The sequence below is a fragment of the Nocardia sp. NPDC004582 genome (assembly GCF_053602115.1).
In genome coordinates, this window is the sequence record NZ_JBSGCY010000186.1 from 1 (window position 1) to 10,596 (window position 10,596).

Here is a 10,596-nt window from a genome sequence, read left to right on the forward strand (position 1 = left end):
GCCGGGGTGGACCAGCGATTCGCCGCGCTGACCCGGCAGCGCCGGGGACGGGGCGATGCCGCGGACCAGGTCGGCCGAGCCGCGCACGAAGTCCTCGGGGGTGCCCATGTCACGCCAGTAGGAGACGTCCACGTGGCCCTGGATGTGCGCGCCCTCGGCGAGCAGGGACGGGAAGGTCTCGCGCTCGACCGAGACCGGACGGCCGGCGGGGATCTTCTCGATGTACTCGCGGCGGAAGACGTAGCAGCCCGCGTTGATCTGGTCGGTCGGCGGATCCTGGGTCTTCTCCAGGAACGCGGTGACCCGGCCGTTCTCGTCGGTGGGGACGCAGCCGAAGGCGCGGGGGTCGCTGACCCGCACCAGGTGCAGGGTGACGTCCGCGCCGGAGGTGTGGTGGGTCTCGAGCACCCCGCCCAGGTCGGTGCCGCCGAGCACGTCGCCGTTGAACACCAGCACGGTGTCGGCGCGCAGCTTCGGCAGCACGTTGCGGATGCCGCCGCCGGTGCCCAGAGCCTCGGTCTCGGTCACGTATTCGAGCTCGAGGCCCAGGTCGGAGCCGTCGCCGAAGTGCTCTTCGAACACCTCCGCCTTGTAGGAGGTGCCGAGCACCACATGGGTGATGCCGGCGTCGGCGATGCGCGCGAGCAGGTGCTGCAGGAACGGCAGTCCGGCCGTGGGCAGCATCGGCTTGGGGGCGGACAAGGTCAGCGGACGCAGGCGGGTGCCCTGGCCTCCGACCAGGATCACCGCGTCCGTGGACCCGGCGGTGTTACCGCTGTTCGCCATCTTCTCCCCTGTGTCAGGTGGTCAGTGATACGCGACCGCAGATCCTAACCGCCCCAAATGTTAAACAGAGCCGTTTCGATCTCGTTCGCGCAGTGCGGATCGAACCGCAAGTTTGCAGCGCACCGCAAGTCCAGCTTTCAGTGCCACCCGAAGTGGGGCTTGCCACCAGTGCGGATGCCGGTCGGCCTGGAAACGGTACGCGCTGGCGTGATGCGCCGGCAGCATGGTCTCCGGGTGACGACCCGCGGCATGCCCCTTGGCGTGCGTGACCTCGGCGGACGGCACGAAGACATTGTGCCAGCCGGCCCGGCCCATCCGGTCGCCGAAGTCGACATCCTCCATGTACATGAAGTAACGGGAATCGAAACCGTCGATGGAATCGAAGGCCGCGCGGCGCACCAGCAGGCAGGAACCCGACAGCCAGCCCACCGACCGCTCCGAGATGGCCTCGTTGTCCTGGCGGTAGCGCAGCGTCCACGGGTTCTTGGGCCAGATGCTGCCCAGGATCGCGTGGCCCGCGCCGTCGGCGATGCCCGGCACCGAGCGCGCCGACGGGTAGGTGCTGCCGTCCGGCTCGAGCACCTTGGGGCCGAGCGCGCCCGCGCGCGGCCAGCGGCGGGCGGCGGCCAGCAGTTCGTCGATGGCATCGGTACCCCAGCGCACGTCCGGGTTGGCGATGACGATGAACTCGATGTCCGGATCGATCTCGGCGACCGCGCGGTTGATCGCGCCGCCGTAGCCGATGTTGCCGCCGGTGCGCAGCAGGCGCACGTGGGCGTTGGCCTCGGCGGCCAGTTCCGGCGAACCGTCGACCGAGCCGTTGTCGGCCAGGATGACCTGCGGCTTCTCACCGGTCGCGATGGCCAGGGTGCTGATGAAGTGTTCCAGGTGCTCGCCGGGCGAGTAGGTCACCGTGACGACTGCCAGCTGCGGTTTTTTCGCCGCGGCGGGGGGCTGTCCGACAGAATCCGAGGGGCTCACGGGGGCCCAGGATAGTCGGAGACGGCCGCCAGTGCGTCGTTCAGTGCCGGCTTCCAGTCCCGCAGCGGCGACAGACCGCCCGCGGCCCACGAATTGCCCGAAAGGACCGAATACGCCGGGCGCGGAGCGGGTCTCGGGAAATCCTCGGTGCCACAGGGCCGTACGCGGTCGGGGTCCGCGCCGAGGCCGGCGAAGACCGCGCGCGCCAGCTCGAACCAACTGGCTTGTCCGGCATTGGTGGCGTGCAGGATTCGGGGCACTTTGGTGTCGACGCCGCTCCCCAGCCTCCCCGCGAGTTCCAGCAGACCCGCCGCGAGATCGAGTGCGTAGGTAGGTGAGCCGATCTGATCGTCCACCACGGTAATGGTGTCGCGCTCGCGCTCCAGCCGCCGCATGGTCGCCACGAAATCACCGGTGACACCGGTGTAGACCCAGGCGGTCCGCACGATACGCGCGTCCGGCGAAAACTCCAGAACCGCTTGCTCCCCAGCGAGTTTGGTCCGCCCGTAGACCGTGGCCGGTCCGGTCGGATCGTCCGGTTCGTACGGGTGGGCGGCCGTGCCGGGAAACACATAATCGGTGGAGACGTGAATGAGCCGGGCGCCGCGTTCGGCGCACACCCGGGCCAGCACGCCCGGCCCGGTGGCGTTCACCGCGAAGGCGGCCTCGGGCTCGGACTCGGCCTGATCGACCGCGGTGTAGGCCGCGCAGTTGATCAGTACGTCACCGGGTTTCACCAGTTCACGCACGGCGTCGGTGGCGGTGATGTCGAGATCGGCGTGGGCCAGGCCGCGGGCCCCGGGGGCGAGGGTCGTCAGCGCCCGCCCGAGCTGGCCGCGCGCTCCGGTCACCAGCAGCCGGGCGGTCCGGTGGCGCGGCTGTCCGGTGGCGGGGCTCACGTCGTCGGCAATCACGGCTGTCAGTGTGGCACGCCACGTCCGCAACCTCGCGAACCCGTCACGACCTGTGGATTCAATCGGACAGACGGTGGTAATCGGGCGACATCGCACGACTCACGGAGTCCGGGCTACGGCAACTGAACGGTTACCGCCACTAGCCTGCAGGGTGGGGGTAACCCATTCGATGCGACCTCGTGTGCCGGGGTCCAATGGGCCGAGTTCGGAAAGGACAGTCGGTTGCCGGAGAGTGCCTGGGCATCCGTGCCGCGCGGGTCCCGACCATCAGCGATGCGGCCGCGGCGGGGCGGGCCGGGGCGGGTGCTGGCGGCCCTGGCCGCGGTGCTGGCCCTGACGGTGACCGGACTCGGCTGGCACAGCGTGGACCAGCTGGTGTCGGGCATCGAGCGGATCGGCAATCTCGGGCTGGGCGGCGGCAAGTCCGACGGCGCGACCGACATTCTGATGGTCGGCATCGACTCGCGCACCGACGCGCACGGAAATCCGCTCACCCAGGACGAACTGGCCATGCTGCACGCCGGCGACGACGGCGAGGGCGGGCTCAACACCGACACCATCATCCTGATCCGGGTGCCCAACAACGGCCGTTCGGCCGTGGCCGTCTCCATCCCGCGCGACTCCTACGTGGACATCCCGGGCCTGGGCAAGGGAAAGATCAACTCCGCGTACGGCATCACCAAGTCGACCCTGCAGCAGAAGCTGATCGATCAGGGCGTCTCCCCCGCCGAGGCGGACAAGCGCTCCACCCAGGCCGGGCGGCAAGCGCTGGTGAAGTCGGTGGCCGGGCTCACCGGCATCACCGTCGACCACTACGCCGAGGTCGGGCTGCTGGGCTTCGTACTGCTCACCGACGCGGTCGGCGGGGTCGACGTGTGCCTGAACAACGCGGTGGACGAACCACTCTCGGGCGCCGACTTCCCGGCGGGCAAGCAGAAGCTCGACGGCGCACAGGCTTTGAGCTTCGTGCGCCAGCGCCACGATCTGCCGCGCGGCGATATCGACCGCATCGTGCGCCAGCAGGTGTACATGGCGCAGCTGGTGCACCAGGTGCTCAGCGCCAAGGTACTGGCCAGCCCGACCCGGTTGAAGGAGCTCAGCGACGCGGTCGGCCGCACCGTGGTGCTCGACGACGACTGGGACGTGCTCAGCTTCCTGCACCAGCTCCAGGACCTCGCGGGCGGCGAGGTGAAGTTCGAGACCATTCCGGTCAAGGACCTCAACGGCTGGACCGACAACGGCGAATCGGTGGTCCGGGTGGATCCGGCCGCCGTGCACAAGTACGTGACCGCCGCGGTCGGCGACGACGACGAGGACACCAAGGGCGACGGCGGGATCGACCCGTCGACCGTCACCGCCGACGTCTACAACGCCTCCGGCACCGGCGGCCTGGCCGGGCAGGCCGCACAGGCGCTGGCGGCCAAGGGTTTCCGCACCGGCACGGTGGACAACTGGATCGGCGGGCCGGTGCAGAGCAGCCGGGTGCTGGCCGCCTCGGGCGGCGACGCCAAGGCGCGCGCGGTGGCGCAGGCGCTGGGCGGGCTGCCGGTGATGGCGGAACCGGGCCTGCCCGAGGGTTCGGTCCGCGTGGTGCTGGCGACTGACTACTCTGGTCCGGGTTCGGCGAAGGGCAGCGTCACGTTCGATTTCTCCGGAAGCGCGACCGCGACGCCCGTGCCCCCAGCCCCACCTATCGACGCCGGCACGAACGGACCGAAATGCGTGAACTGAACGAGACCCTCACCGAAGCGGTGCTCGACCCCATCCTCGCCCGCGACCCCGCCGGGCCGCGCATCACCTATTACGACGACGCCACCGGCGCGCGCATCGAACTGTCCGCGCTCACCCTGGCCAACTGGGCGGCCAAGACCGCCAATATGATTCGCGACGAATTCGGGTTGTCCTCCGGCGCCCGGGTGGCGGTCCTGCTGCCGGCGCACTGGCAGACCGCCGCGGTGCTGCTGGGCTGCTGGTGGGCGGGCGTCGAGGTGGTGCTGCACGCCGATCCGGACGCCGAACTGGCGCTGGTGACCGCCGACCGGATCGACGAGGCCGACGGCATCGCCGAGGTCGCCGCGCTCTCGCTGGACCCCATGGGCATGCCGGTGCGCGACCTGCCGGTCGGCGTCACCGACTACGCCACCTCGGTGCGGGTGCACGGCGACCAGTTCCGCCCGCACGGCATCGGCTGCGCCCTGGACGGCACCTCGGTCTCCGCCGTCCTCGACGAGGCCCGCAAATCGGCTGCCCGCCAGGGTTTCACCGCCGAGGACCGGGTCCTGTCCACCACGTCCTGGGACACCCCCGCCGAACTGATCGACGGCTTCGTCGCGGTACTGGCCGCGGGCGCGTCCCTGGTCCAGGTCACCAACCCCGACCCGGCCGCCCAGGAGCGGCGCGTCGCGTCGGAGCGAGTCACAGTTCAGCGCGGCTGACGACCGGTGGGCTCCTACCGCGGTAGGAGCCCACTTTCCCGCCTCGGGATGTTTATCCACAGCAAGCGTGTACGTACCGTGGAATCATCCGATGACGAGGGAGTCCCGCGATGATGAGTCCTCGATACTGGGCCCGATGGATGGTCGAGCACGGTACCCCGCGCTGGGGGCTGCGCCTGCAGGCCCGCCGCGACATTCCGTTCGCGAAACTGATCACCACGCCGGACGCGCTCCACGATCCGTACCCCCTGATCGAGGACATCCGGGCTCGCGGCCGCCTGGTGCACAACCCCTACACCTGGGCCAGCGCCGACTACGAACTGATCCGCACCATCCTGCGCGACAATCGCTTCGGCGCGTTCGGCCCGGACGGCGTGGACATGCCCGCCTGGCTGCGCGATCGCCTGAAGCGGGCGCAGACGCCGCCGAATCCGGTGGAGCCGCCGTCCATGCTGATGATCGATCCGCCCGATCACACCCGCATCCGCAAATCGGTGTCGGCGGCGTTCACCCCGCGCGCCATCGGCCGGTTGCGCGATCGGGTGGAGTCGGTGACCAGCGAACTGCTCGACGAGCTGCCGCCGGAGGGCTCGGCCGATCTGATCGCGGCCTTCGCCCAGCAGGTGCCGATCGCCATCATCACCGAGATGCTCGGTTTTCCGCAGGCCTCCCGCGACGAGTTCCTGAGCTGGGGTGACGCCGCCAGCCCGCTGCTCGACATCGGCATCTCGTGGCGGGCCTGGCGGGACGCGTACACGGCCATGGGCGTGATGGACGAGTACCTGAACGAGCACCTGGCGAAGCTGCGGGCCACCCCGGGCGAGGACATCCTGTCCAGCCTGGTGACCGCCGGGGAGCTGAACGAGCGCGAGCTGAAGGCGACCGCGAGCCTGCTCATGGGCGCGGGGTTCGAGACCACCGTCAACCTGATCGGCAACGGCGTGGTCCAGCTGCTGTCGCATCCGGAGCAATTGGCCATGCTGCGCGCGGATCCGGACCTGTGGCCGCAGGCGATCGACGAGATCCTGCGCTTCGACCCGCCGGTCACCATGACCGCGCGCATCGCCCTGGCCGACGCCGAGGTCGGCGATCAGCGGCTGCCGGCCGGCAGCGTCCTGGTGATGTCGCTGGCGGGCGCGAACCGGGATCCGAAGCAGTTCACCGACCCCAATCGGTTCGACATCACCCGCGCGAACGCCCGGGAGCACCTGACCTTCTCCAGCGGCATCCACACCTGCCTGGGCGCGAGCCTGGCCCGGATGGAGGGCGTGTACGCGCTGCGCTCGCTGTTCGACGCGTTCCCGGATCTGACGCTGGCGGGCAAGCCCGAACGCCGCCCGCTCTACACGCTGCACGGGTACGCGCACATGCCCGTCCACCTGGGCCGCCGGGCCACCGCCACCGTGTAGCCCGTCGTGGTGGGGCGGGATCGCTCGCGGCTCAATAGAAGCCGACGACGTCGTCGCCCCACACCGTGTTGCGGTCGCGGTCGGGATCGTCGACGACCCGGTCCACGCTGTCGATGACCAGCGTGGTGCGGGTGGCGGCGTTGTAGGGCGGCCAGTGCTTGGAGCCGTCGATGGCGGCGGGCACCCCGTACTCGGCGAAGGCCAGCCAGCGGCGCATCACCCGGCCCGAAACCTCCTGCGCCGCTTTGCGTCCGCCCAGCCAGAAGGTCGGGTCGTAGTCGAACGAGCCGAAATTGCCGAATACATAAGGCAATTCGGTGGCATGGCCGGCGCCGACCCGGGCCGCCTTGAGCATCGGGGTGGCGTGGTCGAACCGGTACATCCAGGTCGGCGAGTGCGCGGAGTGCGCGTCGGCCACCCACTGCGCGGGCATCCGGAACGCGGCGTCGGTCGACATCATCATCGCGCCGCGGGGCGTCCCCGCCGCGTAGGCGGCCGCGAACTCGGCGACCCGCTCGGGCGACAGGCCCGGATGCTCGGCGGCGACCGACCGCAGCATGGCGTTCACCGCGTCCGGGGTGACCGGCATGATCGGTGAGCGCAGCAGCCGGAACAGCGATGATTCATCCTTGTTGGTGCCGATCAGCAGCGGCACCCGATGCGATCGGCCCTGCTGGAAGCGCTCGCTGGGGTAGCCGGGCAGCACGACGCCGTCCACCACGGGGGCGGCGGCCAGGCGGCCCGGTTCCCGCGCGGGCACCTCGTCGAACAGGGCTCCGGCGGCGGTCACCATGCGTTCGAGGGGCATGGTGAGCAACTCGGTCGCGCGATCGGGAGTCAGCTCCAGCAGTTCCAGATAGCGCTTGGCCACCACGGCGGCCCGTTCCGGACCGAAAACCGATGTGGCGGGCGGCGATTGGGCGATGGCCCGCTGGAACAGACCCGCCGACAGCGGTGAGGTGAGCAGTGCGGTCACGCAGCCCGCGCCCGAGGATTCGCCGAAGACGGTGACATTGCCCGGGTCCCCGCCGAAGGCCGCGATATTGTCGCGCACCCAGGCCAGGGCGGCGATCTGGTCATGCAGGCCCAGATTCGGGACGAACTCCTCCCCCAGCGAGGACAGGTCCAGGAAGCCCAGCGCGCCCACCCGGTAGTTGACGCCGACCACGATCACCTGACCGGCCTCGGCGAGGCGGCGGCCGTCGTAGATGGCCTGGGCGGCGGTACCCAGGCAGTACGCGCCACCGTGCAGCCACACCATGACCGGGCGGGGTTCGCCGGTGGCGGCGGCGGGGGCCCAGACATTGAGCCACAGGCAGTTCTCGCCCATGCGCAGGCTGGCGTCGACGGGCACGAAGCCGGGGGTCTGCGGGGCGACGTCGCCGAAGCGCACGCATTCGCGGACGCCGGTCCAGGGTTGCGGGGGTCGCGGCAATCGGAAGCGGTGGGGACCGGCGGTGCTGTCGGCGTAGGGAATGCCCTGCCAGACCGCGGCCGCCCCGCTGACGGCGCCGGACACCTCGCCGTACACCGTCCGTGCCACCGGCACGTCATCGCGTTCGGTCCGCGCGTCGAAGGTCCGAGTGTTCATACGACACCTCCTCGTACTCCGTAAATCGAGGGTACTGGTGGTTCGCGGGTCGCCGGGCGATCATCGCCAGCGCGCCGCCCGAGCTCGGCCGGGTGGTCTACGCTGGCCGGGTGCCGAGCTATGCGTATCGATGCCACGCCCATACCTCCCAACGGGCTGCTGCGGCGACACCTTCGAGCTGACCCGTCCGATGGCCGAGGCGTCCGCCCCCGCGACCTGCCCCGGCGGCCATGACGACACCGTCAAGCTGCTGACCACCTTCGGGACCGTGAGCCGGGGCGGCGCCGCCCCGGTGTCCATGCCCGCCCCGCCGGCTGGCGGCGGCTGTTGCGGTGGCGGGGGCTGCTGCTAGCTCGCCGGTCCGGCGTTCTCGTCCGCCTTCTTGTCCGCGTGGCCCAGTGAGCGATCCGGGGCCACGCGATCGCGGACGCGTTGTTTGAGCAGGGCGATATCGGGAAAACCGCCGTCGGCCTTGCGTTCCCAGATCTGCTCGCCGTCCACGGTGATACGGAAGACGCCGCCCTCACCCGGGACCAGGGCGACCTCGGATAGGTCGGTGGCGAAGGTGGTCAGCAACTCCTGGGCCATCCAGCTCGCGCGGAGCAGCCAGCGGCACTGTGTGCAGTATTCGATCGCTACGCGAGGCATGTCCGCGACCCTATCCCGCCCCACCGACAGCCCCGCCCGCACCCATCGGGGGCCTTCGGTACGGACCGCCCCCATCGTCCTAATCGGCGGCGGCGGAACGACTTCCGCATCCGGCCCGGCCGCGGTGTGACGCCCGGAGTTGTCGGTGCCCTCGGATAGAAATGTGGCAACCGAGGAAGGGGGATGGATGACCACCGCTTGGACCGCCGATCACATCGGCTCGCTCGCACCGGACGCCGCGTCGCTGACCGCCGCCCGCAAATTGCGCGGCAAGTGGAGCGGCACCGGAATTCACGACACGGCGCTGTGGGGGCTGTGCAAGGGCAGCGGCAGCCGCCCGTACCAAACCATCGTCGACCTGGCCGGACCCGCGTACAAGTGCACGTGCCCGAGCCGCAAGTTCCCATGCAAGCACGCCCTGTCGCTGCTGCTGTCGTGGAGCGCCGGCGAGGTGCCGGCCGCGGACGCCGTGGGCGATTTCGCCGCCGACTGGCTGGGCGGCCGGGCCGCCCGCGCCGCGAAGCAGGCCGCGCCCGAGGCCAAGCCCGCCGCGAGTTCCGGGGCCACCGCCGATCAGCGTCGCGCCCGGGTCACCGCGGGCCTGGCCGACCTGGACACCTGGCTCACCGATCAGGTCCGCACCGGCCTGGCCCAGTCCGACCGTTCGCCGCGCGCATTCGAGACCGTGGCCGCGCGCATGGTCGACGCGCAGGCCCCCGGCGTAGCCGCCACGCTGCGCCAATTGCCGCTCGCCACAAGCCATTCCGACTGGCCCCGGCTACTGTTGCGCGAATACGCCAGGCTGCACCTGCTGGCGGCCGCGCACACCCGCCTCGACGAGCTCTCCCCCGGCCTGCGCGCCAGCGTGCGCACTCACATCGGCTATCAGACGCCTGCGGATTCGGTCCGCACCGAACCCGCCGTCCGCGACCGCTGGCAGGTGCTGGGCGTCCGCACCACCACCGAGGACGGCCTCTACACGCGCCGGGTCTGGTTGCGCGGCCGGGCCTCGGGTCGCTGGGCACTGATCCTGGACCACCACTACGGCAGTCCCGCGTTCCCCAACGACACCCCGGCCCCGGGCTTCCAGGTGGACGCGAACCTGCACTTCTACCCCGCCGCCGCACCTTTGCGCGCGGTCTGGGGCGACCGCCACGAGGACATCCCCGAACCCTTCACCACGATCCCGCGGTCGGACTCGCGGCCGGGCAGTATCGCCGCCGCTCTGGATGAGCAGGCGCGGGCGCTGGGAGCCGATCCGTTCCTGCGGTCTTGGCCGGTGCTGCTGGTCGATGTGGTTCCGGTTCGGGGCGAAAAGGGTTGGGACATCGTGGAATCCGGGGGTGACGCGCTGCCGGTGTCGACGACCGAGGGTGAGCCGTGGCGGCTGCTCGGGTTGTCGGGCGGGCATGCGGTCACGCTGCTGGCGGAATGGACCGTGGAGGGGCTGGTTCCCGTCGCGGCGCTCGCCGACGGCGTGATGGTGGATGTCGGTGTGGCGCTGGGGACTCCGAACCCGGTCCGCGGCGGTATCGAGGACGCCGGTAGCGCCGAGCTGGTGTCGGCGGCGTTGGTGGGCACGGCACGTCGGCAGGCGGACCTGTCGGGATTGGCCTCGCCCGTCACCTCGGCCGCGACCACGTTGAGCGGGGATCCGGCGGTCGTTCTGCTGGAATCCATCGCGCTGCAGGATTGTTTCGCTCGCGGCGGCGTCACCGCCCGTGCCGGTGAGCGCGGGGATATCGGGCCGCGGGTGACGGCGGCCATCGCGTCGATCGACCCGGGTCTGTTGCGGCGACCGGTCGAAAGTTATTGGAGCAGTCCGCGATCGC

General features: G+C 70.6%; 10 protein-coding genes. 5 read left to right on the forward strand and 5 right to left on the reverse strand.

From position 1 onward, the window contains the following. The 3 genes from ACWELJ_RS31075 to rfbD all read right to left on the reverse strand — a co-directional run. Nucleotides 1-786: nucleotidyltransferase family protein (locus ACWELJ_RS31075; protein ID WP_452369658.1), on the reverse strand; the 786-nt coding region annotated here is incomplete at its 3' end. Nucleotides 787-846: 60 nt separating this feature from the next. Continuing rightward, a complete protein-coding gene (locus ACWELJ_RS31080; protein WP_357087136.1) occupies nucleotides 847-1,767 on the reverse strand; it encodes a glycosyltransferase family 2 protein in 921 nt (306 codons plus the stop codon). Then, nucleotides 1,764-2,678 carry a dTDP-4-dehydrorhamnose reductase gene (gene rfbD / locus ACWELJ_RS31085; protein ID WP_452369665.1) on the reverse strand — a complete coding sequence of 305 codons (915 nt, stop codon included), beginning with the start codon at nucleotides 2,676-2,678 and terminating at the stop codon, nucleotides 1,764-1,766. Before rfbD ends, ACWELJ_RS31080 begins: the two co-directional genes overlap by 4 nt. Nucleotides 2,679-2,954: 276 nt before the next feature. Here rfbD and ACWELJ_RS31090 point away from each other — a divergent pair, with 276 nt between their 5' ends. The 3 genes from ACWELJ_RS31090 (at nucleotide 2,955) to ACWELJ_RS31100 (ending at nucleotide 6,525) form a co-directional block, all read left to right on the forward strand. Next, nucleotides 2,955-4,412: an LCP family protein gene (locus ACWELJ_RS31090; RefSeq protein WP_452369659.1), complete on the forward strand. Its 1,458-nt coding sequence runs from the start codon at nucleotides 2,955-2,957 to the stop codon at nucleotides 4,410-4,412. Continuing rightward, nucleotides 4,400-5,116, forward strand: a complete 717-nt coding sequence (locus ACWELJ_RS31095) for a TIGR03089 family protein (RefSeq protein ID WP_452369660.1) — start codon at nucleotides 4,400-4,402, stop codon at nucleotides 5,114-5,116. The genes ACWELJ_RS31090 and ACWELJ_RS31095 overlap by 13 nt, the downstream gene beginning before the upstream one ends. Nucleotides 5,117-5,229: 113 nt before the next feature. Then, the gene (locus ACWELJ_RS31100; protein ID WP_452369666.1) at nucleotides 5,230-6,525 is read left to right on the forward strand and encodes a cytochrome P450; all 1,296 of its coding nucleotides are present in this window, start codon (nucleotides 5,230-5,232) and stop codon (nucleotides 6,523-6,525) included. 31 nt (nucleotides 6,526-6,556) lie between these two features. On the opposite strand, the gene ACWELJ_RS31105 is transcribed toward ACWELJ_RS31100, so the two are convergent. Beyond that, nucleotides 6,557-8,116: a carboxylesterase/lipase family protein gene (locus ACWELJ_RS31105; RefSeq protein WP_452369661.1), complete on the reverse strand. Its 1,560-nt coding sequence runs from the start codon at nucleotides 8,114-8,116 to the stop codon at nucleotides 6,557-6,559. A 130-nt stretch (nucleotides 8,117-8,246) separates the two neighbouring features. Between ACWELJ_RS31105 and ACWELJ_RS31110 the strand changes: the two genes are divergently transcribed. Further along, nucleotides 8,247-8,468 (forward strand): FmdB family zinc ribbon protein, encoded by a 222-nt coding sequence (locus ACWELJ_RS31110; protein WP_452369662.1) that lies wholly within the window; start codon nucleotides 8,247-8,249, stop codon nucleotides 8,466-8,468. Here ACWELJ_RS31110 and ACWELJ_RS31115 read toward each other — a convergent pair. After that, complete coding sequence (locus tag ACWELJ_RS31115) at nucleotides 8,465-8,764, reverse strand: SelT/SelW/SelH family protein (RefSeq protein ID WP_452369663.1); 300 nt, start codon at nucleotides 8,762-8,764, stop codon at nucleotides 8,465-8,467. The two genes, ACWELJ_RS31110 and ACWELJ_RS31115, sit on opposite strands and share 4 nt — an antisense overlap. Before the next feature lie 187 nt (nucleotides 8,765-8,951). Here ACWELJ_RS31115 and ACWELJ_RS31120 point away from each other — a divergent pair. After that, nucleotides 8,952-10,596 (forward strand): SWIM zinc finger family protein (locus ACWELJ_RS31120; RefSeq protein WP_452369664.1); only part of this gene is annotated, 1,645 nt, incomplete at its 3' end.

Bases quoted from the DNA above. Each gene is read 5' to 3' on its own strand.
- ACWELJ_RS31090 (WP_452369659.1), top strand. From the start codon at position 2,955: ATGCGGCCGCGGCGGGGCGGGCCGGGGCGGGTGCTGGCGGCCCTGGCC.
- ACWELJ_RS31095 (WP_452369660.1), top strand. From the start codon at position 4,400: ATGCGTGAACTGAACGAGACCCTCACCGAAGCGGTGCTCGACCCCATC.
- ACWELJ_RS31100 (WP_452369666.1), top strand. From the start codon at position 5,230: ATGAGTCCTCGATACTGGGCCCGATGGATGGTCGAGCACGGTACCCCG.
- ACWELJ_RS31105 (WP_452369661.1), bottom strand. From the start codon at position 8,116: ATGAACACTCGGACCTTCGACGCGCGGACCGAACGCGATGACGTGCCG.
- ACWELJ_RS31110 (WP_452369662.1), top strand. From the start codon at position 8,247: ATGCCACGCCCATACCTCCCAACGGGCTGCTGCGGCGACACCTTCGAG.
- ACWELJ_RS31115 (WP_452369663.1), bottom strand. From the start codon at position 8,764: ATGCCTCGCGTAGCGATCGAATACTGCACACAGTGCCGCTGGCTGCTC.